The sequence below is a fragment of the Xylanimonas ulmi genome (assembly GCF_004216535.1).
GTDB classification, from domain to species: Bacteria; Actinomycetota; Actinomycetes; order Actinomycetales; family Cellulomonadaceae; genus Xylanimonas; species Xylanimonas ulmi.
Map to the genome: position 1 here is coordinate 2,304,261 of NZ_SGWX01000001.1, position 25,246 is coordinate 2,329,506.

Annotated in this window: 23 protein-coding genes; 10 read left to right on the forward strand and 13 right to left on the reverse strand. The window is 72.3% G+C overall.

Annotation, left to right across the window (positions count from 1 at the left end; translation table 11 throughout):
- Positions 1-4 precede the first annotated feature (4 nt).
- Together EV386_RS10685 and EV386_RS10690 are read left to right on the forward strand one after the other, a co-directional pair.
- The gene (locus EV386_RS10685) at positions 5-910 is read left to right on the forward strand and encodes an SGNH/GDSL hydrolase family protein (protein ID WP_130414840.1); all 906 of its coding nucleotides are present in this window, start codon (positions 5-7) and stop codon (positions 908-910) included.
- 12 nt (positions 911-922) lie between these two features.
- Entirely contained in the window at positions 923-1,327 is a 405-nt protein-coding gene (locus tag EV386_RS10690; protein WP_130414842.1) for a holo-ACP synthase, read from the forward strand.
- On the opposite strand, the gene nadE is transcribed toward EV386_RS10690, so the two are convergent.
- Positions 1,305-2,288, reverse strand: coding sequence for an NAD(+) synthase (nadE, locus tag EV386_RS10695; RefSeq protein WP_130414844.1), 984 nt, complete (start codon positions 2,286-2,288; stop codon positions 1,305-1,307). The two genes, EV386_RS10690 and nadE, sit on opposite strands and share 23 nt — an antisense overlap.
- A gap of 3 nt (positions 2,289-2,291) precedes the next feature.
- Positions 2,292-4,280 (reverse strand): asparagine synthase (glutamine-hydrolyzing), encoded by a 1,989-nt coding sequence (gene asnB, locus EV386_RS10700; RefSeq protein WP_130414846.1) that lies wholly within the window; start codon positions 4,278-4,280, stop codon positions 2,292-2,294.
- Positions 4,281-4,497: 217 nt separating this feature from the next.
- On the opposite strand from asnB, the gene EV386_RS10705 reads away from it, so the two are divergent.
- Both EV386_RS10705 and EV386_RS18840 read left to right on the forward strand, forming a co-directional pair.
- A complete protein-coding gene (locus EV386_RS10705) occupies positions 4,498-4,749 on the forward strand; it encodes an acyl carrier protein (protein ID WP_130414848.1) in 252 nt (83 codons plus the stop codon).
- Entirely contained in the window at positions 4,746-5,372 is a 627-nt protein-coding gene (locus EV386_RS18840; protein WP_130414850.1) for a serine O-acetyltransferase, read from the forward strand. The genes EV386_RS10705 and EV386_RS18840 overlap by 4 nt, the downstream gene beginning before the upstream one ends.
- A gap of 25 nt (positions 5,373-5,397) precedes the next feature.
- Here the strand turns inward: EV386_RS18840 and EV386_RS10715 are convergent, their stop codons facing one another.
- On the reverse strand, positions 5,398-6,288 hold the full coding sequence (locus EV386_RS10715; RefSeq protein ID WP_130414852.1) for a hypothetical protein: 891 nt from the start codon (positions 6,286-6,288) through the stop codon (positions 5,398-5,400).
- Between the two features lie 249 nt (positions 6,289-6,537).
- Between EV386_RS10715 and EV386_RS10720 the strand changes: the two genes are divergently transcribed.
- Positions 6,538-7,392, forward strand: coding sequence for a WecB/TagA/CpsF family glycosyltransferase (locus EV386_RS10720; RefSeq protein WP_130414854.1), 855 nt, complete (start codon positions 6,538-6,540; stop codon positions 7,390-7,392).
- 139 nt (positions 7,393-7,531) lie between these two features.
- Here EV386_RS10720 and EV386_RS10725 read toward each other — a convergent pair whose 3' ends face one another.
- Positions 7,532-8,401, reverse strand: a complete 870-nt coding sequence (locus EV386_RS10725; protein WP_130414856.1) for a glycosyltransferase family 2 protein — start codon at positions 8,399-8,401, stop codon at positions 7,532-7,534.
- A gap of 167 nt (positions 8,402-8,568) precedes the next feature.
- Complete coding sequence (locus tag EV386_RS10730) at positions 8,569-9,273, reverse strand: hypothetical protein (RefSeq protein ID WP_130414858.1); 705 nt, start codon at positions 9,271-9,273, stop codon at positions 8,569-8,571.
- A gap of 47 nt (positions 9,274-9,320) precedes the next feature.
- On the opposite strand from EV386_RS10730, the gene EV386_RS10735 reads away from it, so the two are divergent.
- From EV386_RS10735 to EV386_RS10745, 3 genes are read left to right on the forward strand one after another with little or no spacing between them, the layout of a single operon-like run.
- On the forward strand, positions 9,321-10,247 hold the full coding sequence (locus EV386_RS10735; protein ID WP_130414860.1) for a glycosyltransferase: 927 nt from the start codon (positions 9,321-9,323) through the stop codon (positions 10,245-10,247).
- On the forward strand, positions 10,234-11,052 hold the full coding sequence (locus EV386_RS10740; RefSeq protein WP_130414862.1) for a YveK family protein: 819 nt from the start codon (positions 10,234-10,236) through the stop codon (positions 11,050-11,052). Before EV386_RS10735 ends, EV386_RS10740 begins: the two co-directional genes overlap by 14 nt.
- Positions 11,049-12,380, forward strand: coding sequence for an O-antigen ligase family protein (locus EV386_RS10745; RefSeq protein ID WP_130414864.1), 1,332 nt, complete (start codon positions 11,049-11,051; stop codon positions 12,378-12,380). The genes EV386_RS10740 and EV386_RS10745 overlap by 4 nt, the downstream gene beginning before the upstream one ends.
- Here the strand turns inward: EV386_RS10745 and EV386_RS10750 are convergent.
- Positions 12,325-13,479 (reverse strand): glycosyltransferase family 4 protein, encoded by a 1,155-nt coding sequence (locus tag EV386_RS10750; RefSeq protein ID WP_130414866.1) that lies wholly within the window; start codon positions 13,477-13,479, stop codon positions 12,325-12,327. The genes EV386_RS10745 and EV386_RS10750 overlap by 56 nt on opposite strands.
- 189 nt (positions 13,480-13,668) lie before the next feature.
- Between EV386_RS10750 and EV386_RS18310 the strand changes: the two genes are divergently transcribed.
- Together EV386_RS18310 and EV386_RS10765 are read left to right on the forward strand one after the other, a co-directional pair.
- Positions 13,669-14,205, forward strand: coding sequence for an acyltransferase (locus EV386_RS18310; RefSeq protein WP_165399893.1), 537 nt, complete (start codon positions 13,669-13,671; stop codon positions 14,203-14,205).
- Positions 14,202-15,140, forward strand: a complete 939-nt coding sequence (locus tag EV386_RS10765) for a glycosyltransferase family 2 protein (RefSeq protein WP_130414872.1) — start codon at positions 14,202-14,204, stop codon at positions 15,138-15,140. The genes EV386_RS18310 and EV386_RS10765 overlap by 4 nt, the downstream gene beginning before the upstream one ends.
- A 77-nt stretch (positions 15,141-15,217) precedes the next feature.
- Here the strand turns inward: EV386_RS10765 and EV386_RS10770 are convergent, their stop codons facing one another.
- From EV386_RS10770 to pth, 7 genes are all read right to left on the reverse strand, one after another.
- Positions 15,218-16,717 (reverse strand): oligosaccharide flippase family protein, encoded by a 1,500-nt coding sequence (locus EV386_RS10770; RefSeq protein ID WP_165399894.1) that lies wholly within the window; start codon positions 16,715-16,717, stop codon positions 15,218-15,220.
- Positions 16,718-16,916: 199 nt separating this feature from the next.
- A complete protein-coding gene (locus EV386_RS10775) occupies positions 16,917-18,293 on the reverse strand; it encodes a glycosyltransferase (protein WP_130414876.1) in 1,377 nt (458 codons plus the stop codon).
- The gene (locus EV386_RS18845) at positions 18,290-21,460 is read right to left on the reverse strand and encodes a DUF7402 domain-containing protein (RefSeq protein WP_165399895.1); all 3,171 of its coding nucleotides are present in this window, start codon (positions 21,458-21,460) and stop codon (positions 18,290-18,292) included. Before EV386_RS18845 ends, EV386_RS10775 begins: the two co-directional genes overlap by 4 nt.
- A gap of 35 nt (positions 21,461-21,495) precedes the next feature.
- Positions 21,496-22,542, reverse strand: coding sequence for an acyltransferase family protein (locus tag EV386_RS10800; protein ID WP_130414884.1), 1,047 nt, complete (start codon positions 22,540-22,542; stop codon positions 21,496-21,498).
- 87 nt (positions 22,543-22,629) lie between these two features.
- Complete coding sequence (locus EV386_RS10805; RefSeq protein ID WP_130414886.1) at positions 22,630-23,820, reverse strand: rhamnosyltransferase WsaF family glycosyltransferase; 1,191 nt, start codon at positions 23,818-23,820, stop codon at positions 22,630-22,632.
- A 181-nt stretch (positions 23,821-24,001) separates the two neighbouring features.
- Positions 24,002-24,562 (reverse strand): DUF4190 domain-containing protein, encoded by a 561-nt coding sequence (locus tag EV386_RS10810; protein ID WP_130414888.1) that lies wholly within the window; start codon positions 24,560-24,562, stop codon positions 24,002-24,004.
- Between the two features lie 10 nt (positions 24,563-24,572).
- Positions 24,573-25,181 (reverse strand): aminoacyl-tRNA hydrolase, encoded by a 609-nt coding sequence (gene pth, locus EV386_RS10815; RefSeq protein WP_130414890.1) that lies wholly within the window; start codon positions 25,179-25,181, stop codon positions 24,573-24,575.
- Positions 25,182-25,246 lie beyond the last annotated feature (65 nt).

Sequence of the window (25,246 nt, forward strand, 5' to 3'; positions counted from 1 at the left end):
CCGCATGACCGACACCCGCATCCCCACGGCGGCGCCCGCCCCTCCCCCCACCGGGCGCCCGCACCGCCGCTCGCGCCGTCCGCGCCGTCTCGTGCTGGCGGCGCTGGCCGTCGCCGCCCTCGCCGCGGCGACGGCCGCCCTCGTCGACAGGAGCCGACCCGTGCCCACCGTCAACCTGTCCGCACCCAGCACGGCCGAGCTCGACGTGGCCGCCCAAAGCCGTGTGGTCTTCGGGCATCAGTCCGTGGGCGACAACATCCTGGGCGGCGTCGGGGCGCTGTACGCCGCCGCAGGCGTCTCCGAGCCCGAGGTCGTCGACACGCGCGAGCCCGTGCCCGGCGCCGACGGCTATATCGCCCACACGCACGTCGGGGCCAACGGCGACCCGCTGAGCAAGCTCGCCGACTTCGCCGAGGTCGCAGGCGGCCCGCTCGGCACGCAGGCCGACGTCCTCCTCCTCAAGCTCTGCTACGCCGACATCACCGCGTCGAGCGACGTCGAGGCGGTCTTCGACGCGTACGTCGCGGCCATGACCGCGATCCAGGCGGCGCACCCGGACGCCACGGTGCTCTACACGACCGTCCCGGTGACCGCTGACCGCAGCCTCAAGGCCAAGGTCAAGGCGCTCCTCGGCCGCGACGACCAGATGGGTCCGGCCGACAACCTCGCGCGCCAGCGGTACAACGAGCTGATCCGTGAGCGATACCAGGCCACGGGCCGCCTCTTCGACGTCGCCGCAGCCGAGTCGACCCTCGCCTCGGACCCCGCGTTGCGCGGTGAGGGCGCCGAGCAGTACGCCGTCCTCAACCCGGCCCTCATGTCCGACGCCGGGCACCTCAACGCGCACGGCGCCCAGGTCGTCGCCGCCGACCTCATGCGCCTGATCGCCGCCCACACGCCCACCCGCTGACGGGCACGGCGGATGCTGCACGGAGCCGGGATCGACGTCGCCGACGTCGCGCGGATCGCGCGGCTCGTCGAGCGGCGCGGACCGGCGTTCACCACCCGCTGGTTCGCCGCGGCGGAGATCGCGCAGTGCGAGCGGGCGGCCGTCACGACGGCGGCGTTCGCCGGGGTCTACGCCGCCAAGGAGGCCGTGTGGAAGGCGTTGGCGATCCGCGCCTGGCCGGGCCCGGTGCCCTGGCGTTGGATCTGCGTCACCGAGTCGGCACCGGGCCGCTGGTCCGTGCGGCTGGGCGGGCCGGTCGCCGACGCGGCCCAGGCCGCGGGGGTGGGCGAGGTGCGGGTCCACATCGCCCAGGGCGGCGCGGTGGCGACGGCCGTCGCCCTCGCCACACGCGCGGTCAGTGGCGCCCCACCTGCGTGACCGCCTCGGCCAGCACGGGCGGCTCATGCAGGTACGCCGTCGTGCGCCGCTTCTGCTCGATGTCGCGGTAGACCCGCCGCACCTGCTCGACACTCAGGCCCGTCGCCTCGGCCACCGCCTCGATGGGCACCTCGTTGTTCAGGCCGTAGAGGCACAGGTCCATGCGCTGGTATGGCAGCGAGAAGTAGAACTCCTCCTGCGACTGCGCGAGCGAGTACGTGTCGGTCGTGGAGGGGCGGCGCTGGATCTCCTCGGGAACCCCGAGGTGCGCGGCGAGGGCGTACACCTGCGACTTGTACAGGTGGGCGATCGGCTTGACGTCGGCGGCGCCGTCGCCGAGCTTCACGAAGAACCCCTGGTCGTACTCCAACCGGTTGGGCGTCCCGGTCACGACGTAGTTGAGCCGGTCAGCGTGGTAGTACTCGAGCATCTTGCGGGTGCGCTGCTTGAAGTTCGTGGCTGCGACGACGCTCAGGTAGGCCTCGGTGGTCAAGCGCCGCGTGATCTGGGCGCCGTCGGGCGCCTGCGCGACGATGGAGTACAGCCGGAAGGAGTCGGAGTCGACGACGCTCGGCAGCACGATCTTCGACAGCCATCCGGGCCCGTACTGCGGAATCACCCGGCGGATGGCCTCGTCGCGTCGCTGGTAGCACCCCGCGGCCTCGAGGATCGGGGCGATGTTCTCCACGACGGAGTCGACGCCGAGCGCGTCCGTGAGCTTGGTCGAGTACGCGAGCGACTCGTCCGAGGACTCCGACTCGGGCAGGTGCAGCCCGAACACGCGGTCGGCGCCCAGGGCGCGCACGGCCAGCGCGGCGACGAGAGACGAGTCGATCCCGCCGGACACGGCGACGACGGCGCCCTTGCGCCGCGATCGGCTGACGTACTGCCGGATCGAGGCGGAGATGTGCGCCACCGCGGCCTCGTTGTCGAGGGCGAGGGCGTTGGGCCCGAACTCCATAGGTCACGGCTCCTTGGTGGGGGTCATGCGGTCGAACACCGCCATGGGTGAGGCAGGCGCGGCGGGCAGATGCCGCCCGCCGTCGATGAAGAGCTGGTGGAGCAGCTGGACGGAGACGACCGCCACGAGCCGCATGTTGTCGGTGTTGCTCATCCCTCGCCCGAGGGTCTTGCGGCACTTGGCGAGCAGTCGCTCGACGACGACCGGCTGGAAGACGCCCGCGGCCTTGACCGCCTCAGGCGACAGCGCCTCCTCCAGCCACGGCGGGGCGCCGTGGGAGAAGAAGCTCGCCGCGTCGGGGGCCCGGTAGGGCTGCTTCGGACGGGCGATGATCTGTGGCGGCACGAGGTCCGCGAACGCCCGCTTGAGCAGGTGCTTCTCGTCCATCCCCCGAATGAGCTGGTCGGCAGGCAGGGCGCCGGCGAACGCGGCGACGTCGGCGTCGAGGAAGGGGAACCGCCCCTCGACGGAGTTGGCCATGAGCATCCGGTCGCCCTGCGAGGCCAGGATGTAGCCGGGCAGCAAGGTCGCCATCTCCAGCCACTGGGCGCGGGACAGCGGGTCCCAGCCCGCCGCCTGGGCCGGCATGCGCGCCAGCACCGCCGCGTCCGCCGCGCCGTCGACGCCGAACCGGGCCTCCGCGGTGAGCATCGACGTGAGCGCCGACGTGGCGCCCCAGCGCGGGCGGTGCGACATGGCGAGGTCGTTGACGTCGAGGTCCTTCCCGAAGAACCTCGCCGCGAAGGCGGGCGCGAGCGCGGGTGAGCGCCTCATCCACGGATACAGCTGCTCGACCGCGCGCACGCGGTCGACGGCGTCGGGGTCGCGCGCCCACTGCTCACGCAGCCTCGCCTCACGGAAGATGTCGTACCCCGCCAGCACCTCGTCCGAGCCCTCGCCGGTGACCACGACCTTGTACCCGGACTCCCGCACGAGCCGTGACAGCAGGAGCATCGGCGCGGGGGCGGTGCGCAGCAGGACGTTCTCGGCGTGCCAGACGACGTCGGGGAAGACGTCCGCGATCTCTCGCTCGGTCACGACGACCTCACGGTGCGTCGTGGCCAGGCGGTCGCTCATCATGCGCTGGTATCGGCCCTCGTCGAACTCGACGTCGGCGAAGCGCAGCGAGAAGGTGTGCAGCTCCGCGTCGGTGTACGCGGTGATGGCCGCCGCCGTGACCGCCGAGTCGAGCCCGCCTGACAGGTACGCGCCGACGGGGACGTCGCTGCGCTCGAACCGCAGCCGGGTCGCCCGCACGATCCGCTCACGCAGCTCCTGCGCGTGGGCGCGCACGTCCTGGCGCGACGCCTGGCCGTGCTCGGGGAAGGTCGGCTCCCAGTAGCGGTGCTCGTGCGCGGCGCCGCCGCGCACGACCAGGTAGGTCCCGGGCGGAACCTGGCGCACGCCGTCGAACACCGTGCGGGGAGCGACGGGTGACCACAGCGTCATCGCCTGGTCGAGCCCCGTGGGGTCGAACGCGCGCCGCACCTGGGGGTCGGCGAATATCGCCTTGACCTCGGAGGCGAACAGCAGCCGTTCGCCGACCGAGGCGTAGAACAGCGGACGCACCCCGAAGCGGTCCCGCGACAGCACCAGCTCACCGGTCCGGCGGTCCCAGATCGCCAGCGCCCACTGCCCGTTGAACCGCTCGAAGCACTCTGTGCCCCACTCCTTCCAGGCCTGGACGATCACCTCGGTGTCCGACCGGGTGCGCAGGCGGCGCCCACGATCGCGCAACTGTGCGGCGAGCTCGACGTGGTTGAAGATCTCGCCGTTGAACGTGACCCACACCTGTTCGTCCTCGTCGCTCATGGGCTGCGCTCCGCCCTCGACGTCGACGATCGCCAGGCGGGTGTGCCCGAGTGCGACCTGGTCGTCACGGAACCACCCGCACGCGTCGGGACCCCGGTGGTGCAGCGCCGCCATCATCCGCTGGACGAGCGCGGCGTCAGGCGCCGCCGACGGCGAGCGGACCCCGCAGATCCCGCACATCCTCAACTCCTCCTGCGGGTGGCGCCCGCACCGGCTGTCTCTCCCTCACCGTAGGGCGCGGTCCCCGGCGTCCGCGAGGACCCCACGGGCGGGTTCACCCCCGCGCCCCAGGGTTTCGCCCACTGAGAAAACCTTTGCCGCCTTGAGTCATCTCATGGCCCGGATATTCAATGATGGTGCTGGCAGTGGTGCCGGGGTGGGCGGAGAAGGGGAGACCATGACTGACGTGCGAGACCGGATCGACAAGTTTGTGCTCAATGAGCTCGTGCTCGGCGATGCCGCGCGCATGCCTGCGCCATCCGACTCTCTCATCGAGACGGGTGTCATCGACTCGACGGGAATTCTCGAGCTCATTGAGTTCCTGGAGTCGGAGTTCGGCGTTCACGTCGACGACGACGAGACGATCCCCGAGAACCTCGACGGCGTCGACCGGCTCACGGCGTTCGTGACGCGGAAGCTCGCCGCATGACCTGCGGCCCAGCGGGGCCGTCGCGTGACTTTCGCGCCGACCTGGCCAAGCACTACGCGACGAAGGGTGGCTCGCCGCGGCCACCGCGCGCGGTGCGACTACGCCTGCTCCTGACGGACTCCGAACTGCACTGCGTCGCGTGCTATCGGCTCGGCCAATATGCGGCGCAATTGCGCGTGCGACGGCCTGTGCTCGGCGCCGCGCTTCTCGTGCTGCAAAGGCTGTGGAACCACCGCAACACCCACCGCCACCACACCGAGTTGAGCCACCGCGCGCAGATCGGCCCCGGTCTGCTGCTCATGCACCGCAACGGCGTGATGATCGGGACCTGCACCCTCGGCAGCAACTGCGTCCTGCACCATAACGTCACCATCGGCCAGCGCGTCGCCGCCGGGGACCCCTCGGCGCCCCACATCGGCAACGACGTCTGGATCGGCCCCGGAGCCACCATCACCGGAGGGATCACAATCGGGGACGGGGCGACGATCTCGGCGGGCAGCGTCGTCTCGCGGGACGTGCCCCCTGCCGCGCTGGTGGCGGGCAATCCGGGTCGCGTCATCGCGAAGGGCTACGACAACCGCCCGCTGCTCGGGTTCTCGGCGGTGGGCGACTCCCTGTCCTGACGCCCGACCGCCCCGACCGCCCCGGTCAGTCGTCCTGACCGGGGTTCGGGCGCGGGCGCGCGTCGGCGCCGTCGGCCATCGCGTCCACGGCGTCGAGCGCCGTCGCGAGGTCGAGGCTGGCGGCGGCGGCCGCCACCGCCCCCGCCAGCAGCGCCGAGCCCGCCAGCGCCATCGCCCACTGCGGCGCGTCCGGCCGCGTGACGTCGAGCAGGACGACGCCGCCGACCGCCCACGCCAGCAGCCCCAGCGAGACCAGACCGAGCGCCACCGCGAAGGTGTCGACCGGGCGACCGCCTCGGACGACGGCGGCGGCCACGGCGACGCAGGCGGCGACCGTGAGCTGGGCGAGCACGCCCTGGGACACCAGGTGCCACTGCGCGACGACGACCGACGCGGCCACGCCCGCCGCGACGGCGACCGCGAGCACGGTCGCCCACCGGCGTCGGCGCAGCGCCGTCAGGACGACGGGCGCCACGGCCACGACCATCGCCGCGTGCCCGCTCAGCACGGGGCGTTGCGGCACCTGGCCGAGCAGGTCGGGGAACGGGATCACCCCGTGCTTGAACGCCTCGGCGAGCACGAGCCCGGCGCCGCCGGCGCACAGCCCGACCATCGCGGAGCGCCGTCGTCCACCCCGCACGAGGTGGGCGGCGGCCAGCAGCGCGGCCACCCCCAGCGCTGGATGCGTCAGCCACTTGACGCCGCCACGCATGACCCGCCACAGCCCGTCGCGGTGGATCAGGTTCGCCGACGCCAGGGAGTCCCAGGGATGGGCCGCCGGCCCGGCCAGCACGGCGCCCACCACGCTCAGGGCGATGAGCGCCCCGACGAGCACGGCGGCCGGCCCGGCGGCATCGCGCACGTGACGGCGCGGACGCCCGGCCCGACGGCCACGCACGTCGACTGACTCGCTCACCACAGCGCTCCCCCTTGTGACGATCGGAGCGCGGTTATGACGCCCGGTCTGAACCTAGTCGCGCGGCGGCGGTCCGACGCGGCCACTCACCGCCACTTTCACCCCGGGTTCCGCGGTTTTCGCCCGCTCGTGCGGGTCCATCGGCACACGCCTCCGCCTAGCGTGACGAGTGCCGCACTGGGGAGGTGACATCGCCCGTCCCCGCGCGGGTCGATCGCACACGGCTGGCACGATCTGGAGGTACCAACCATGACGCTGAGCAACCCAGTCCTCGCGAGCGCGGCGCCGCCGCTGCCGCGCCGCATCCGACTCGGCGGCGTCCCGGTCGACCTCCACCACCAGGACGACGCGCTCTCCCTCATCCGCGGGCACACGGTCGCCGAGGCCGGCCGCCCGCTGGGCGTCGTCTCGGTCAACCTCGATCACCTGCACCACTTCGGTCAGGGAGGCGCCCTCAACGGCGCCTTCGGCATCCGCGAGGGCAGCCGGGCCGAGGTCGCGTGGCTGCACCTGATCGACGGGGCGCCCGTCGCCGCCGAGGCGCGGCGGCTGACCGCACGGACCTGGCCCCGGTTGGCGGGCTCCGACCTGATCCACCCGCTGCTGCGCAACGCCGAGGCTGACGGGGTCAGTGTCGGCTTCCTGGGCGGCAGCCCGCAGACGCACCGAGACCTTCCCGCGGCCCTCGCCGCGCAGCACCCCCGCCTGCGTCTGGCCGGGCTCTGGAGCCCCTCGCGCGAGGACCTGCTCGACGACGACAAGTCCCGCGACCTCGCCGAGTCGATCGCGGCCGCGGGCGTGGACATCCTGGTCGTCTGCCTCGGCAAGCCACGCCAAGAGCTGTGGATCGACCGCTACGGCGCGGCGAGCAAGGCGCGCGTCCTGCTCGCCTTCGGCGCCGTGGCCGACTTCCTGGCCGGTCGGGTCAACCGCTGCCCGCAGTGGGTGGCGTCGCACGGCCTCGAATGGGCCTGGCGGCTGGCCATCGAGCCCAAGCGCCTCGCCAAGCGGTACCTCGTGCAGGGCCCCGGCGCGTACCGGATGCTGCACGACGAGCGCGGCCGCGACATCACCGCGCCGTCCCGGGTCATCCAGGCCCACTGACAGGCCCACTGCACAAGCGCTCCGCGCCGGCGCCGCCGGCTCGGAGCGCTCACTTCGTGGCCCGCAGGCATGGGGTGGCCCGCAGGCATGGGGTGCCCCGCAGGCATGGGCTCTCAGGCGCGCAGGTGGGGCGACCGCGTCATCGCCGGGCGACCGCGTCGCGGCTGGTCTGGTCCCGGTTCCACGACTGCGACACGCCTCGGGCGCGCAGACGCGCGGCCCGGTAGCGCGGAATGACGTTGGCCGCGAGGTAGACGAACGCGGCCCCCCACAACGCCGGCCTGACCGCGACTCGGCCGACCAGCGCCCAGGTGCTGCGCGCACCGCCCTCGCGGTCCAGCTCGGGGAAGCGGTCGGAGAACTCGCGGTTGCCGGCCACGATCCGCGTCTGGCGGCGCAGGAACGAGCGGAAGGTCAGCGGCGCGCGCATGGTGAAGACGTGGTCCTCGGCGACGATCCGCTCGTCCGGGTCGAACACACGCTGCGCGTACAGGTCGTCCGCGATGAGGTTGGGGAACAGACCCCACCGGGCGCGTCCCGCAGCGGAGACGATGTAGAGCCCCGAGCCGATCATCTCGCGGCGGCGGTAGTCGCTCAGAGCCCACACCCGGTAGTACAGGCGCACGGGCAGGCTCGCCCCGGCGGTGTCGATGTCGAGCCTCGGGGCTCCGGCGTAGGGAACGCCCTCCTCCCCGAGCCGGTCGGCGACCGCGCAGATGGCCTCCGCGGTGATCGCGATGTCGGCGTCGAGGTACGCGCGTGGGAACGCGGTGGCCGCTGCGTCGCCCGCATTGAGCGCGGCGACCTTAGAGGGGGTGGCGATGTCGACGACCGTGACGCGCGGCGACGCCGCGGCGGCCACGCGCGCGGTGTCGTCCGCGCAGCCGTTGGCCACGACGACGATCTCCAACCGCTCCTGGATGTCCGACGCCACGAGCGCGCGGAGAAACTGGCCGATCACAGCGGCCTCGTCATGCGCGGGGATCACCACGCTCACTCGCTTTGACATCGCTCGAAGGCTACCTTCGGCGCCGTGCGTTAGGAACGGCGCCCGGGCTCCCGGGGCGACGTTCACCCGCGGACCGTCGATTTCACCCCGAACGCCCTCAAGCCGGGCCAAGGCGATGAACTAGCGTGGCAGACGACCCCAGGGGAGGGACGGTGCACATGTCCGGGCTAATCGGTCACTGCGCCATTCGAGGCCGTGACAAGGCGCTGCGGGTCCGGCTCCACCAAGACGGGGACGCTCATGCGCCGGCGGCCCAGCCGCCGGTCGATGATGACGGCGCCCGCGACCGTGACGGACAGACCCAGCAGACCGGTCATCAGCACCGCGCGGGCGAGCCCGCCGGTGTCGGAGCCGACGTAGGAGACGGGGACGTGATCGAGCACCGGCTGAACGGTCATCTGCGCCGCCGGCGCGATGCCCTGCTCGCCCTGGAGCCGAGCGGCGTCGTCCTGCAGCTCCCCGACGATCGCCACGTACCGCTCCTCGACGGCGACGGGGTCCGCGCCGACGACCTCGACCAGCAACCGCGGCATGGAGAACGAGTTGACCCACTGGTTGCCGCCCTTGAGCATCAGCACCGAGTCGCCGTCCCGCACGCCCGCGCCCCACAACGTCGCCTCGGAGCTGCCCAGCCGGATCGGCTCGCCGCCGTTGTACTCCCGCTCCAGCATCACGGCGAACGTGATCAGGCCGGACTCGAACTCGTAGTCGGGAAGGTCGTCGACGTGCGCGCCGGGCGCCAGGACCCGCACCTCGCCACGCAGCCAGTACAACGGCTGCGGACGAGAGACCTGCCAGCACGCCGCGGCGGTCAGCACCAGGCCGACGAGCACCACGATCCAGCGCACACGCGAGGTTCGGAGATCACCCATCGCCATCGTCGCCCGATCTCCTTCCCCAAGGCCTGCGGAGGTCTTCAGTGAGCCAGTCACTCGGCCACGTCATTGTCACACGGTTTAACCTGCCGTCCCCGGGAGCTGAGTCATTCATCCGGGCGAAAGAGGGATGGCTGCGCAATCGCGTCGAACTCTTCGAGACCTATTGCCTGCCCAGCATGAGGGCGCAGACAGACCGTGACTTCACCTGGATCGTCTACATCGACCCCGCCAGCCCGCCGTGGTTCATGGAGTGGGTCGAGCGCACCGCGCCGGGGGCGTTCACCGCGCTGCGCCGCGAGGCCGTCGGACCGGCCGAGATGGTCGCGGACATCGCCGCGGTGCTGGGCTCGCCCCCAGACCACCTGCTGACCACGAACCTCGACAACGACGACGCCGTCGCCGTCGACTTCGTCGCACGGCTGCGCGCCGCCGGCGCGTCCCAGACCGGGCGCGCCGCGCTCTACCTCGAGAACGGCCTGATCCTCCAGGGCGCCCAACTGTTCGCCCGGCGCGACCGCTCCAACGCGTTCTGCTCGGTCGTCGAGCCCTGGCAGGGCGCGATGACCTGCTGGGCCGACTGGCACAACCGGCTGGATGTGCACATGCCCGCCGTCCGCGTCAGCGGGGCGCCGGGTTGGCTTCAGGTGGTGCACAGGACCAACGTGAGCAACCGGGTGCGTGGCCGCCTGGTCAGCCCGCGACCGTATGGCCGGCTGTTCGTCGTCGCGATCGACGACCTTCCCGAGCCCACCACGGGCGACCGGCTGACGGATCGGCTGATCCGCGCGCCCCGTCGAGTGCTGCGCGACGCCTCCCGCCGCGTGGTCAAGCTCCTCGTGCTGTGGATCGGCGGCCCCGACTCGGTGATCCGGCTGACAGACGCCCGCGCGACCGTCACTCAGGCGGTGCGCAGACGCCTGTCCGTCTTCGCCCCTGTGGAAAGGAGGCTCCCCCGTGCAGATCGCTGACGTGCTCAAGAGCCTGACGCGGCGGTGGTACCTGACCGTCCTGACGCTCGCACTCACCCTCGGCGGCGCCTACGCCGTCTTCGTCACGGTGCCGCCCACGTACCAGCAGACGGCCAGCATCGTTCTGGTGCCCGGCCCCGCCAGCGTGGCCGAGGGCGCGAACCCGCTGCTCTACCTCGGTGGACTGACCTACCAGCGTGACCTGCTGCTGCGCTCGCTGGGGTCAGGGTCCGTGCGCGGCCCCCTCCTGCAGGAGCACGACGGCGCCGACTTCTCCGTGGACCCGGACTACGCGACGCAGAGCCCGGTCGTGCTGATCACCGCGGTCGGGCCGACGCCCGGAGAGACGACGGCGATGCTCAACGCCGTCCAGGCTGCGGCCCAGGTGCAGCTCGACCGGGTCCAGGAGCAGGTGAACGCGCCTCAGGACACGCTCTCGGGCATCGTCCAGGTCGGCGAGGACACCTCGCCGTCCACGGTGAACAGCGATCGGCTGAAGCTCACCGGGCTCACCGGGGCCGTCCTGGGCGTCGTCGGCGTGCTGCTCACGATCTTCATCGACGTCCGCCTGGTGGCGCGGCGGCGCAAGGCCGCGGAGAACCGGCGGTCGCGTCACGGCGTCGAGCTCGACGACCCCGTCGAGCCCGACCCTGTCGATCCCGACATCGCCGACCACGCGCTGCTGCCGCCCTCCGCGGGCGACTCGCTCGCGTCCGCGTCCGCGGACCTCACAACCTCCCCTGGCATCGTGGTGACCGCGCACGGCCGCACCCGGCGCGTGCGCCACACCCTCGACCGGACATGACCTCCGCCACCCCGACGCTCGTCGGCGCGGTCCAGCCCCAGCGGCGGCGCGGCTTTGACGCCGTGAGCATGCTGACCATCTACATGGTGGTGCTCTACGGCATCCCGTCTGGCACGGCGATCGCGGCGCTCGGCTCGCTGGGGCGGGTGTGCCACTTCGTCGGCATCGCCTGCCTGCTGTGGTGGTTCGCCGAGCTCATCCGCCGTCAGGCCTCGCCCTTCCGCCAAGTCCAGCCGATCCGGATCGCGCTGGCGGTCTTCGCGGTCGCAGCCGTCGTCAGCTACATCGGCGGCGCCGCGCGCGGACTGCCCATCGCGGAGCGCAGCCCCAGCGAGACCTCGCTCATCCGCCTGGCCAGCCTGATCGGGCCGGCCCTGCTGGCGATCGACGGCATCCACACCCGCGAGCGCCTCATCGTGCTGATCAAGCGGGTCGTGATCGCGGGCGCGGCGATGGCGACGCTGGGCATCGCCCAGTTCGTCACGGGTCGGCAGCTGCTGGGCGGGCTCACGCTGCCCGGGTTCACGTCGCTCGCCCTCGGGGTGTCCGAGCGCGGTGGGTTCGCGCGCGCGGCGGGGACTGCGATGCAGGCCCTGGAGTACTCGACCGTCCTGGCGGCGGCGCTCCCGCTGGCCGTCAACGCCAGCATCTTCCTCTACCGCCCAGGGACGCTGCGACGCTGGTATCCGGCGTTGGTGCTCGCCCTCGCGTCGTTGCTCTCGGTGTCACGGTCGGCGCTCATCTGCTCGGCGGTCGGCGTGCTGATCCTCCTGCCGACGTGGCCGCGGCGGGTCCGCGCCCGCGCCGTGTGGGTGGGGGTCGTCATGCTGGGCGCCGTCTATGTGGCGGTGCCCGGGATGATCGGCACGATCCGCGGCCTGTTCACCACGTCTGACGGGAGCGCCGACTCCCGCACCGGGGCGTGGGACGCGGCGTTCGACATCGCGAAGAACCACCTGGTCTTCGGCCGCGGCTTCGGCTCCTTCCAGCCCCTCTACCAGATCTTCGACGACGAGTACCTGACCCTGCTCGTCGAGGTCGGGATCGTCGGCACGGTCGCGTTCCTCGGCATGATCGTCACGGCGATGGTCGTGGCGCGCCGCTGCGCCGCGCGGGCGGGCGACGACGTCGTCCTGGCCACGCAGTCGCAGGCGATGCTCGCCTCGATGGCGGCGATGGGCCTGATCATGGCGTTCTTCGACGGGCTGGCGTTCCCGATCGCGGCGGGCACGCTGTTCCTGGTCATCGGGTGTGTGGGCGCGGCGTGGAACCTCACCGGGCAGAGCGGGCAGCGCCCCGCCCCCGCGCTCGGCGACGCCGGCGCGTGAGCCGGGCCGCGTCGCTCAGCACGGCGGTGACGCCGTCGGCGAAGACCCGGTGGTCGAAGGACTCGGTCACCAGGGCGCGACCCGCGGCCCCCATGGCCTCGGCCCGCGCCGGGTCGTTCCACAGCGCGACGATGGCCTCCCGCAGCGCCTGGACGTCACCGACGGGCGTCCACTGCCCGTGCGTGCCGCCCACGAACGCGTCGCGTTGGCCCGCCACCTGGGAGACGACGACGGGCTTGCCCATCGACCACGCCTCGTCCATGCACGTGATCCCGTTGTCGCTGTCGGTGTGCCGCAGGGGCACCACGACGACGCGGGCGCGGGCGTACAGCGCGCGCAGGCTCACCTTGTCCATCGGTCCGAGGGTGACGTTCGGCGGCAGCGCGTCGCGCTGGCCGCTGACGTCGTCACGCCACCACTCGCGGCTGGACGTGTCGAGGCTGCCGGCGATGTGGCACGGGATGTCGAGACCGTCCATGGCGCGCACCAAGGTCGCGTAGTCACGCATCTCTCCGCCCGCGGCGCAGACCGTCGCCGGCTCATGCGGCAGATCGTCGCGATCGCTCCAGAACTCGGTGTCGACGGTCCAGGGCAGGTCGACCAGCTTCTCGGCGGGTACGCCGAGCCGTTCGACGGCGAACTCGCGCTGCGTGACGGGCGGCAGGATGATCGAGGTCAGGTGCGTGTGCACCCGCCGCAGCAGCGCTGCCTTCTTGGCCTCCGAGACCCGGGTGAACAGGGCGACGACGGGCAGCCTGCGGAAGGTGAGCTTGAGGGCCGCGGCGAGCACGAGCGCCACGTCGGCCACCGACCAGCAGAACACCACGTCATACCGGTGCCCCACGCGGTAGGCCTCGGCGACCTGGACCGCCCACATCGGCAGCGGCCGGTAGAGCGCGCGCAGCCAGCGCGGCGGGTTGGTCGCCAGCCGCTGGTCGAGGAAGGTGAGGTCGGCCGAGACCTCGTTGATCCACGCCCTCGGCTCGACGCCGGCGTCGCGGTAGCGCGGCAACTCCTCCGGGTATGGCGGAAAGAACACTGTCGAGGGGATGACCAACACGCGCAGGCCCCCCGCAGGCCGGTCTTGCCCAGTGCCCATCGTGGTATCCCTCCCCTTTGCGCGTCACCCTAGACGGGCCGGCGCCAACGGAGCGCGCCAGGCGGGGTGAACTGCGGGTGATCTGCGCAGACGCACGCCGACGCGCCCGCACCGGGCCATTAGTGTCGACCTGTACGAGGGCGCCCCGCACGAGGGGCGGGGGATCGCCGCGGGCGGACAGGAGACACGATGGGACTGCGCCACGGGGCCCGCGCGGGGCTCTTACGGGTCGTGCGGCCGTCGACGTGGCGCCAGTGGGCGCGCGTCGCCAACTTCTTGGGCTACGACGGCGCCGAGCTGCGCGAGGCGAGCGTCGGCGCGGGCGCCCGGATCTCGCCGACGGTCTCGGTCCGCAACGGCCGGCGCGTCAGCGTCGGGGCCGGCGCCCAGATCGGCGCGTCGTGCTCGCTGTGGGCGGGCGACTCGACCGGCCGCATCGTGATCGGCGACCATGCCCTGTTCGCACCCGACGTGTTCGTCACGGCCTCGAACTATGACTTCGACGCCGTCCCCGGTCCCGTCATGGCGGCGCCCAAGCGTGAGGCGGACGTGACGATCGGCGCGAACACGTGGCTCGGCGCGCGGGTGGTCGTCCTTCCCGGAGTGTCCATCGGGGACGGCTCCGTGGTCGCCGCAGGCTCCGTCGTCACGAAGGACCTGCCGCCCGGCGTCCTGGCCGCGGGCGTGCCCGCGCGCGTGATCCGCAAGCGAGGAGAGCAGCGGTGAGCGCTCCCGAGCTCGCGATCGTGCTCGTCACCTACAACAGCGCCGACTGGATCGGCCGGTGCCTGCGCGCGCTTCCCGCCGCGCTCGACGGTCGCTGCGCCCAGGTGGTGGTCGTCGACAACGCGTCCGCGGACGCGACCGCCGACGTCGTCGAGCGTGACCACCCGCAGACCGTGCTGATCCGCAACGCGCACAACGCCGGCTTTGCGGCCGCCGTCAACGCCGGCGCCCGCGCCGTCGCCTCCGACTGGGTTCTGCTCCTCAACCCGGACACCGAGGCGAGGCCGGGCTCGCTGCGCAATCTGGTGGACTTCGCCGAACGCAACCCCGGCCACGGCCTGTACGGCGGGCGCACCCTGCGTCCGGACGGCTCGCTCGAGCCCACCTCGTGCGCGGGGCTGCCGAGTCTGTGGAGCACCGCGTGCTTCGCGCTCGGCCTGTCGACGGCGTTCCGCGGCTCGTCGGTCTTCGACCCCGAGTCCCTGGGGCGGTGGCAGCGTGACACGGTCCGCGAGGTGGGGTCGGTGACCGGATGCCTGCTGCTCGTCGATCGGGCGACGTGGGACCGGCTCGGCGGCCTCGATGAGCGCTACTTCGTCTACGGCGAGGACGTCGACCTGTCCGCCCGCGCGCGCCGACTCGGGCTGCGTCCCGTCATCACGCCGGACGCCGAGGTGGTGCATGGGGTGGGAGAGTCCTCCCCCGGCTCGGAGGGCTCGATGCTGCTCGCGCTGGCGGGCAAGGTGACCTACTCGCGCACCCACTTCCCGCCCGTCGCCGCGGCGCTGGCCGTCGGACTGCTGCGCCTCGGCGTCGGGCTGCGCGCCGCGGGCGCCCGCCTGACCGGCAAGGGCCAGGGCTGGCGGGTTGGCTGGCGCGAGCGCGCGCGCTGGTGGAACGGGTTCCCCGCCCGCCCGCAGCACGCCGCGGGCTGAGGCCGCGCGCCCCCCGACGGGCGGCCTCGGCGGCTCGGCTCGCGCTGGCCGCGCGCCGCAGCGGGTTGCCGCGGGCGTCAGACGGTCACGGTGGTCTGCTCGGCCGGAGTCGAGTCCCCATCAGCCGAGTCCTCGCCGCCCGCGCCCCGGCGCGAGCGCCGTCGCAGGAGGCCCCACGCGCTCGCCGCGAGGCGGCTGAGCTCGTCCCACGTGGGACGGACGGCCAGGCGGAGCGCTCCGGCGAACGCGACGACGACGACGACCCCGATGACGGCCAACGCCGCGACGCGCGGCAGCCCCGCGACTAGCAGGCTCACCCCGTAGCCGAACCCCGCGGCGACCGCTATGGGCGCCAGCGTCCGCAGCAGCGGGGTCGCGACGGCGAACCACGGCGCGTGCAGCAGACGCCCGACCAGGATCCAGCGGGCGACCGCGCCCGTCGTCGCCGCGGCGAGGGCGCCCAGCGCATAGGCGATCAGCCCGTGGGGGGCGAGGGCCATGGCCGCCAGGACCGTGATGATCTGAAGGCCGGTGAAGTAGGCGAACCACGTGCCCGGCCGCCCGACGCTGATGAACAGCGCAGAGTCGATCCCGGTCATGGCCACGGCGAGACCCGCGACGGCGAGCACCTGGGCGGGTCCGGCGCTCGGTCCCCACTGCCCGCCGAAGAGCAGTGGAATCAGTTGCGGGGCGCCGACCGCCACGAAGACGAGCACGACGCCGACGATCGCGGTCGAGACCGACACCGCGCGCAGGTACCCGGCCAGCAGCCTGTCGGCGGCGCCCCGGATCCGCGAGAACATCACCGTCGTCACCGGGCCCAGCGCCGTCGTCGTCATCTCCTGCGAGAGCGTGATCAGGCGCTGCGCGATGTTCACGTACCCGAGCCCCGCCGGGCCGAGGGCTCCGGCGATGACGGCGTTGACCGCCCACAGGCCGGCCGGCTCGGCGATGTGGGCTCCGATCACCTTCACGCCGAACCGGGTCATGTGCTTGAACTCCGCGAGGGAGAACGTCAGCTGCGGGCGGAACCGCGACACGACCCAGGCCAGCACGAGCTGGATGAGCTGGACGCTGAGCGCCTGCCACACCAGAGCCCAGGCGCCGAAGCCCGCCAACGCCATCGCGACCGCGATCACCTGGCCGATCAGACCGGCGACGAACGACATCATGGCGAGCGCGCGGAAGCGCAGGGTGCGGCGCAGGATCGCGACCGGCACGGCCCCGAGGATGACCAGCAGCGCCATCGGCGCGATCGCCGCGCTGACCGGCACCACGTCAGGCGAGTCGACCACGACCCCGACGAGGGGCGCTGCGGCGAGCAGCAGCAGCGTGACCACGATCCCTGCGCCGGCCGAGTACCAAAAGACCGTGGAGTAGGTCCGCTTGGTCGGCTTGTCGGCCTGCAGGATGTACGTCGACAGACCCATGTCGGCGAGCGGCTGCAGCATCGGCGGCAGGGCGGTCGCGATGGCGACGAGGCCGAAGTCCGCCGGTGTGAGCAGCCGTGCGAGCAGCGCGATCGTCGCGAAGCCCGTCAGCCGGATGGCCCACGTCTGCAGGGTCGTCCACGCCACACCGGTCGCGGCCGCCCTGGCGAGCCCCCCGGGTGGCGGTTCTGCGGCTCGCTGGGCGACGCCGCCCATGGCCGGGCCTGATTGGTCCGGCCCTGGTTCCCGCTCGCCCCTGTCCGGCTTCATCCATCAATCCCGTTCTCGTCACCAGCGGACTCAGGCTACGGCGCGCCGCGGCTCGCCAGGCTGGCACGGGTCATCCTCACCCGGGTGAACCGGCCGACCACTCGGGGCGACGCTCGCCCCCTCGTGCCGCCGCCTGCCTGAGCAGTTCGGCGTGCCGCGAGACCATGTCGGCCTCCGCGAACGGGTGCGGCGCCCCGCTCACCGTCGCAAGCCCAAGCCCCGCGGCGGTGAGCAGACCCCGCGCGAAGGCCTCCCGGTTCGCCTGGTGGCGTCGCACCCGCTGGCGGGCCATCGCGGCCGGGGAGGTTCCCGGCGCGGCCACCGGGACGACGACGCCCCGACCGCCCGTCGAGGCCACCAGCTCACGCGCGAACCCGACGTCCGAGATGACGACGGGCAGTCCGAGCGCCACGGCCTCCACGGCCGCGATCGGCCCGCCCTCGGCGAACGAGTCGAGCGCGAAGACGTCGCCCGCCGACAGGACGGGACTCGGGTCGCAGTCGCCCAGCAGGCTCACGCGGTCGCCCCGCGCGTGTGCCCGCCGCAGCATGTCGGCGCGCCGGTACTCGAGCCAGCTGTCGGGGGCTCCCGCGACGACGAGCCGCAGCCGCGGCTCGCGTTCGGCCGCGCGCAGAAAGGCGTCGACGAGTCCTGCGGGGTTCTTCTGGTCGCTGTATCGCTGCAGCGCGACGACGAGGATGTCGTCCGCCCGCACGTCGACGCCCGCGGCGCTGCCCACCACACGCCGCGCCTGGTTTCGGTCCACGCGGGCCAGGCCGTTCTGCGCGACTCCGTTGACGACGACGTGGATGGGCGTGGCGCCGAGCTGGGCCGCGAAGTACCGCTGGACGGACCCGCTCACCGCGACACAGAACGGGGCCTGAGCGGCGAGGTGGCGCAGGCTCGCCCACGTCTTGCCGTCCAGGTAGGACTCCATCGCGTGGAAGACCGGCGCCACCGGGGCTGCGCAGCCATCGACCGCCTCGATCAGCGCTCGCTCCGCCCGGTGCAGCTGGATGACGTCGGGCCGTGTGGCGGACAGATGCTCAGCCAGGCGCTCGGGGCCGACCTCGGCGACCGTCACGCCCGCGCGCTCCAACTCCTGCGCGACTCGTCCCCCGACCGTGCAGATCACCTCGACGTCGACCCCGTGCGCTGGCAGGCCGCGGGCGAGGGCCGAGACCACCATCTCGACACCGCCGTTGTCCAGCGCTCCGGCGATCAGCGCGCACCGCAGGTCAGCGCGCGTCGTCAGGCGCGCACGGGCCGCGTGCGCCGACGTCGTCCTCTCCCCCGCGGGTCGGGGAACGACGGCGACCGCCTCCCGGGGGGCCAGCAGGGTGAGCATCTGTCGCCAGCGACCGAAGCGAAGATGGGGCGGGACTGCGTCGGTCACCGCGGTCAGCCCTCGGGCCGCGAGGTACGCGGCCCGGGCCAGGAGCCGGGGAGTCATCCCGCTCCGTCAGGGTCGCCGAGGAAGACCTGCATCTCCGACAGGCCCACATTCTGCGTCCCACCACTGACCGACGACACCGTCAACCGGATCGAACTCGTCGCCCGCTGCGGGAACGTCACCACCGTCGCCGCCCCCGCGTTGTCCAACGCCGGCACCGCCACCGTCGAACCATCAGAGAACGTCAACACACCACCCGTCACCTGATCCACACCATTCGGCCGGTCATACAGGTAGACCCGATCCACCACCTGCGGCGCATCCCACGCCAACTCCAACCACGCCCCCACGCCCTGCCACCACGACGACCACTCCACCGACGAGTCCCCGGGATACCCACCCAGCACACCATCGACAGCCTTGACCGCCTCCTGCCCCGGCGCGACCGACGACGCCGACACCCGCGCACCCACAGCCACATTCACACCCACCCCAGGCGTCACCGGATCCACCGACGGATCCGGGTCCGGAGTCGGATCCGGCGTCGGATCCGGCGTCGGATCCGGCGTCGGAGTCGGATCCGGGGTCGGGTCCGGAGTCGGCGTCGGAGTCGGCGTCGGGTCCGGCGTCGGGGTGGGATCCGGCGTCGGGGTCGGTTCCGGCGAGGCGTCAGGGTCGCCGAGGAAGACCTGCATCTCGGACAGGCCCACGTTCTGCGTCCCACCACTGACCGACGACACCGTCAACCGAATCGAACTCGTCGCCCGCTGCGGGAACGTCACCACCGTCGCCGCCCCCGCGTTGTCCAACGCCGGCACCGCCACCGTCGAACCGTCCGAGAACGTCAACACACCACCCGTCACCTGATCCACACCATTCGGCCGGTCAAACAGGTACACCCGATCCACCACCTGCGGCGCGTCCCACGCCAACTCCAACCACGCCCCCACGCCCTGCCACCACGACGACCACTCCACCGACGAGTCCCCGGGATACCCACCCAGCACACCATCGACAGCCTTGACCGCCTCCTGCCCCGGCGCGACCGACGACGCCGACACCCGCGCACCCAAAGCCACATTCACACCCACCCCAGGCGTCACCGGATCCACCGACGGATCCGGGTCCGGAGTCGGATCCGGCGTCGGATCCGGCGTCGGATCCGGCGTCGGAGTCGGATCCGGGGTCGGGTCCGGGGTCGGCGTCGGAGTCGGCGTCGGAGTCGGCGTCGGGTCCGGCGTCGGGGTGGGATCCGGCGTCGGGGTCGGTTCCGGCGAGGCGTCAGGGTCGCCGAGGAAGACCTGCATCTCGGACAGGCCCACGTTCTGCGTCCCACCACTGACCGACGACACCGTCAACCGAATCGAACTCGTCGCCCGCTGCGGGAACGTCACCACCGTCGCCGCCCCCGCGTTGTCCAACGCCGGCACCGCCACCGTCGAACCGTCCGAGAACGTCAACACACCACCCGTCACCTGATCCACACCATTCGGCCGGTCAAACAGGTACACCCGATCCACCACCTGCGGCGCATCCCACGCCAACTCCAACCACGCCCCCACGCCCTGCCACCACGACGACCACTCCACCGACGAGTCCCCGGGATACCCACCCAGCACACCATCGACAGCCTTGACCGCCTCCTGCCCCGGCGCGACCGACGACGCCGACACCCGCGCACCCAAAGCCACATTCACACCCACCCCAGGCGTCACCGGATCCACCGACGGATCCGGGTCCGGAGTCGGGGTCGGATCCGGCGTCGGGTCCGGAGTCGGATCCGGGGTCGGCGTCGGATCCGGGGTCGGCGTCGGAGTCGGCGTCGGCGTCGGAGTCGGCGTCGGGTCCGAACCGCCGCTGGGGTCGCCGTCGTAGACCTCGATCTCCGACAGGCCGACGGCTGAGGTCCAGGAGGAGACGCCGGTGACGGCGAACCGGATCGAGGTCGTCTCCCGCCGCGGGAACGTCACCACCGTGGCCGCCCCCGCGTTGTCCAGCTCAGGCACCGGCACCGTCGAACCGTCCGAGAACGTCAACACACCACTGGTCACCTGATCGAGGCCGTTGGGCCGGTCATACAGGTAGACCCGGTCGACCGCCTGCGGCGCGTCCCACGCCAACTCCAGCCACGCCTCGGCGCCCTGCCACCACGAGGACCACTCGGCCGATGAGTTCCCGGGATACCCGTCCCGCACACCGTCGACAGCCTTGACGGCCTCCTGGTCTGTCAGCTCCGACGAGGCCATCACGGCGGCGGCGCGCGCGAGGTTCGGCCCTGAGTACGGCGCCGGCCCCGGGACAGGGGTCAGCGACCGGGCGAGGGGCGCGGTGTACTGCCGCTCGTTCCACTTGGCGAGGGGGCTGTCGGGCTCGGGGCAGGCCGCCGCGCCGCACAGCGCCGGGTCGTGGCGCGCGTAGGCGAGCAAGGCGGCGGTCTTGTGGGTGAGCAGGTCGCCGGAGACGTTCGGGGACTCGCTGGCGGCGCCATATCCGCGGTAGGCGGTCACCTGCCCCTCGAAGCCGGTCAGCGCCTCGAGCGCGAACCAGCCGGCCGCGCGGTGGTCAGAGTGGTCGCCGCCGACGCCGCGCACGTCCTGGACCCGCGCGGTCTGGGGCGCGGTGTCGGCCGCGATGGCCGCGAGCGTCGCGACCAGGCCCGCACGCGTGTAGGGCTGGCCGCCGTCGAGCGGCTGAAGCGAGCCCACGCGACCGTCCCACAACTGCGCCATGGACACGCCGCCGGTGTTGGGGAACCCCGCGCCGGTCTGATCCCCGTCGGGGAGCCGCAGGTAGGCGATGCGCACGCGCCCGTCACCGGGGCTGGTCGCGACGCGCACGTCGTGACCAGCGAATGACGTCGTGGTGATCGGCCAGGCGGCGTCGTCCGGAATCCCGAGCATGGTCGCGTACGCCGCCTCGGGGCCGCGCTCTCGCTCCTGCCAGTACGCGGTGCCCGAGCCCGCGTCACCCGCGGTCAGGAAGACCGTCGTCAGGCAGGCGCCCGCTTCGACGTCCCGCAGCAGGTCGGGGTTCATGAACAGCAGATCGTCGTCCTGGTGCGCCGCGATCGTCAGCGTCCGAAGCGCGCACCCGTCCGCGGGCGCGGCGGACGCGCCCGCCGCACTCCCCAGGGCCGCGGCGCCCGCGAGCGTAAGGGCGGCCAGGGACGCCGCGAGGGAGCGAGGACGTGACCACCGCCGGGGGCGGTCGAGAGACGGGGTGTTCACTGGAGCTCCGAACTTTGCTGGGGAGTCGGGCGCCGTCAGGTGGCGCCCACGGCCGCGAACCGCAGGGACGCGGAGTCCATGCGTGTCTTGAGCCGAAGGAATGGCATTTCGACGTACCGGTACGAGAACGCCGGTACGACGAGACTGAGGACGAGGATGATCGGCAGGAGTGGCAGCCGTGAGGGGACGACCGCCGACACGATCGCCGCGAGCACAGGGTTCCAGAGGTAGATGCCGTAGGAGCGACGTCCGATCCAGGTCAGGGGGCGGCGAGACAGGAGCGCCGCGAGCCAACTCTCACCGTGGGATGCGACGGCGGCGATGATGACGGCGGCGGCGACGCCGACCGCCAGGTCATCGCCGACGTACGCGACGGGCAGGACAATCTCGGCCACCACGAACCCTGCCGCGAGCACTGCGTGCCACGGACGGACCTTGACATGCCCCTCGGCCACCTGGACGGCCAGCGCGCACCCGATCAGCAGACCGGCCGCGCGCGTGTCGGGCGCGTAGTAGAGCCGCTCGGTCGACCATCCGGACCACAGTCGCTCCACGATCCAGTACACCGCCGCGATCACCGCGAGTCCCGTGACGATCGAGGCCATGCGGCGTCGGAAGACCTTGGCGATGGCGAGCAGCAGCAGTGGCCAGAACAGGTAGAAGTACTCCTCGACCGAGAGCGTCCACGTCTGCGCGAACGACCCCAAGGGCTCTCCCGACGCGGCGATCGGCGAGGCGGTGTAGGTGATCGCTCCGAGGGCGCCGAGCAGCGAGTCCGCGCGGTGCGCGACCCCGGGCAGGACGGCGAGGACCGCCCCACCGATCACCACCACGACCACGAGGGCCGGGAACAGCCGCAGCGCGCGCCGAGCGAAGAACCTCTTGAAGTCGATGCGCCCGCTGCGCTCGAGCTCGCGCAACAGGATTCCGGTGATGAGGTAGCCACTCAGGACGAAGAACACCGAGACGCCGAACTTGCCCCCGGGCATCCACGTCTCACGGCTGTGATAGCCGATCACGGCGAGCACCGCCAACGCGCGCAGACCGTCCAGCGCGCCGACGTGCGTCGATCTCTGAGTCACACCATGAGGCTACGATTCGCGCAATGTGACCTGAGGATCCGGAACGGGTGAACGACTTGCGTCCCGGGGTGAATTCCTGGGGGAGGCTCAGTCGGGCGCGCCGACGACGGTGCCCACTTCCTCGGTCAGGATGCGGGCGACGGCGCCCTCGGCCTCATGCCACGACCTTCCCGTCACGCTCCCCGCGGCGGCGATCGCCCGGTCGGCGCGATGCGCCGCGGTCACGACCTCGCTGAGCGCGTTCGCCAGCGCCCCGGGCGTCGCCTGCGCCCAGACGACGTGCGGGTTGTCCAGCACGATCCGGGCGTACCGATCCTCGTTGACCACGGGGATGACGCCCGCCGCCAGCATCTCCTCGGGGACGAGCGAGACGTTGGTGAACGACAGGGTGAGCCCTGCGACGACACCGTTGTACAGGGTGTTGAGGTCGCTCGGCCGCACGCTGCCGTGGTTGACGACAGGGAACGGCAGGCCGGAGATGACGTCACCGTAGACGTGGATCGGGACGTCTGGGTGTCGGGCGTTGAAGAGCTCGAGGGCGCGGACCGCGTGCCGGTAGCCGCGGCGATCGCTGCCACGGCGCGCGTACCACACGACGCCGTCGCGCGGGCGGCCCGTGGGCTCCAGGCGATACGTCTGCGCGTCCAGCCCGAAGGGGACCAGATCACTGTCGACGCCGAGCTCGTCACGCAGCACCTCGTGGACCATTCGGCCCAGGGCGAGGTTGCGGAAGCCGAACCGGTAGGAGTCCTCGGCGAAGGCGTACTCGCTGCCGCGCGGGTAGAAGAACGGCTCGTAGTCCTGGATGAAGTAGAGGCGTCGACCCTCCACGGCCCGGGTGGCGATCACATGCGCCGACGCCCAGTTGGACGCGACGACGGCGTCAAAGCCAGAGATCTCCTCGGGCACCGGCTTGATCTGCGCTGGCAGCCAGGGCCAGTGGCGCCGGATGACGGCGGCGTGGCGGTCCATGTCGCCGCCGTGGAGGTCGTAGAGCAGCACCGTCACGTCACATCCTGCGCGGGCGGCCGCTGCGGCCATGCGGAACAGTGTGGTGTGCCCCCCGGAGCCCGCGCTGGGCGGCTGGACCACCCAGGCGACCTGGGGGCGAGCCCCCGCCGCGCGGCGCGGCATCGCTGTGGGCCGGATGCTCACGGAGTCAGCGAGGTCCCGCTCCAGCGCAGGGAACAGGATCGAGGCGGCGTCGACTCGGTGGAACAGGCGAACCGCCGCATACCGAATGAGGTACTGCGGCGTTCGGCCTCGGAGCCGGGCCACCCATCGTCCTGGTCCCCGTTTGGCCATGGTGCTCACAACCCACCCGCTTCGGTCCGGCCGTCCACGAACGCGCTCATCGTAGCGACTCGCGACCGGCTCACCGCCGCTGATCAGGCAGGTCACCGGGTGATCTGCTCCAGTGCGTTGGCGTGCATCCCCTGGCCGAGGCGATGGGAGGACGCTAGACGGCGACGCCGAAGTCCCGTGTCGCCGCCAGGCCCGTGAACGCGATGAGCCCGACGATCACCACCAGCAGGAAGAACAACCCGATCACCCCGAGCACGACCCCGCCGATCGCCAGGCCGCGGCCGTTCTGTCCGCTGGTCTTGAGCCGGCTCAGGCTCATCAGGCCGAGCACGAGCGCGACGATGCTGGCCACGAAGGGCACGACCGTCAGGCCGAGGACACCGCACACCAGCGACGAGACCGCGAGCCCGTCCGTGCCGGGGCCGGCCGCGTAGCCGTAGGCGGGCTGCGGGTACTGCGCGGGGGTCGCGTAGCCGTACTGCGCGGCGCCGTAGGGCTGCTGTCCTGCCTGGTTCGCGGCGTACGGATCCGGCCCGGAGGAGCCTTGCCCGTAGCCGCCGTAGGGGTGTGCGCCGTACGCACCCGCCCCGTAGGCGCCCGCCGCGGCGGGATCGCCCGGCGCCGGGGACCCCGACGCTCCCACTGTGGGCTCGGGCGCGGGCGCCTGCCCATACGGCTGCTCGGGGCGCGGTGCGTACGGGTCAGTCTCGCTCATGGGTCGGATGCTACCGGTCGGCCTTGGTGTGGTACCGCCCTTGTGCCACAAGAAGACCGTCAGTGATCACCAGCTCGACGGCGTCGGCCGCGTCGTCCACCAGGATCGGCAGGTCCTTGCGCTCGGTGGCCGAGAAGTCCTTGAGCACGTAGTCGGCGGTGTCCATGCGTCCCGGCGGGCGCCCCACCCCGACGCGCACGCGCACGTAGTCCCTGGTGCCGAGTGCTTTGGAGATGTCGCGCAGGCCGTTGTGGCCGCCCTCGCCGCCGCCGATCTTGAGCTTGAGGGTGTCGAACGGGATGTCCACCTCGTCGTGGACCACCAGCACGTGGTCGGGCTCGACGCCGTAGTACTTCGCGAGGGTCGCGACCGGGCCGCCCGAGACGTTCATGTACGTCGACGGCTTGGCCAGCACGACGCGCGGTCCAGGCCGCCCCCCGGGCAGCGTGCCGAGCCGCCCCTCGCCGACGACGGCCTGGGCGCGGGTGTGCCGCGAGTAGCGCGTCCCGACACGCTCGGCCAGCAGGTCGAGCACCATCTGGCCCACGTTGTGCCGGTTGCCCGCGTACTGCGGCCCGGGGTTGCCGAGCCCGACGACGAGCCAGGGGTTGTCGGTCACTTCGCCTCCAGGACCGGGATCACCGACGGGCGTCGGCGCGTGGATGGGGGAACGCGCGAGGGCGC

Coding starts and splice junctions, on each gene's coding strand:
- EV386_RS10685 (WP_130414840.1), top strand. CDS start 5: ATGACCGACACCCGCATCCCCACGGCGGCGCCCGCCCCTCCCCCCACC.
- EV386_RS10690 (WP_130414842.1), top strand. CDS start 923: ATGCTGCACGGAGCCGGGATCGACGTCGCCGACGTCGCGCGGATCGCG.
- nadE (WP_130414844.1), bottom strand. CDS start 2,288: ATGGAGTTCGGGCCCAACGCCCTCGCCCTCGACAACGAGGCCGCGGTG.
- asnB (WP_130414846.1), bottom strand. CDS start 4,280: ATGTGCGGGATCTGCGGGGTCCGCTCGCCGTCGGCGGCGCCTGACGCC.
- EV386_RS10705 (WP_130414848.1), top strand. CDS start 4,498: ATGACTGACGTGCGAGACCGGATCGACAAGTTTGTGCTCAATGAGCTC.
- EV386_RS18840 (WP_130414850.1), top strand. CDS start 4,746: ATGACCTGCGGCCCAGCGGGGCCGTCGCGTGACTTTCGCGCCGACCTG.
- EV386_RS10720 (WP_130414854.1), top strand. CDS start 6,538: ATGACGCTGAGCAACCCAGTCCTCGCGAGCGCGGCGCCGCCGCTGCCG.
- EV386_RS10725 (WP_130414856.1), bottom strand. CDS start 8,401: ATGTCAAAGCGAGTGAGCGTGGTGATCCCCGCGCATGACGAGGCCGCT.
- EV386_RS10730 (WP_130414858.1), bottom strand. CDS start 9,273: ATGGGTGATCTCCGAACCTCGCGTGTGCGCTGGATCGTGGTGCTCGTC.
- EV386_RS10745 (WP_130414864.1), top strand. CDS start 11,049: ATGACCTCCGCCACCCCGACGCTCGTCGGCGCGGTCCAGCCCCAGCGG.
- EV386_RS10750 (WP_130414866.1), bottom strand. CDS start 13,479: ATGGGCACTGGGCAAGACCGGCCTGCGGGGGGCCTGCGCGTGTTGGTC.
- EV386_RS18310 (WP_165399893.1), top strand. CDS start 13,669: ATGGGACTGCGCCACGGGGCCCGCGCGGGGCTCTTACGGGTCGTGCGG.
- EV386_RS10775 (WP_130414876.1), bottom strand. CDS start 18,293: ATGACTCCCCGGCTCCTGGCCCGGGCCGCGTACCTCGCGGCCCGAGGG.
- EV386_RS10810 (WP_130414888.1), bottom strand. CDS start 24,562: ATGAGCGAGACTGACCCGTACGCACCGCGCCCCGAGCAGCCGTATGGG.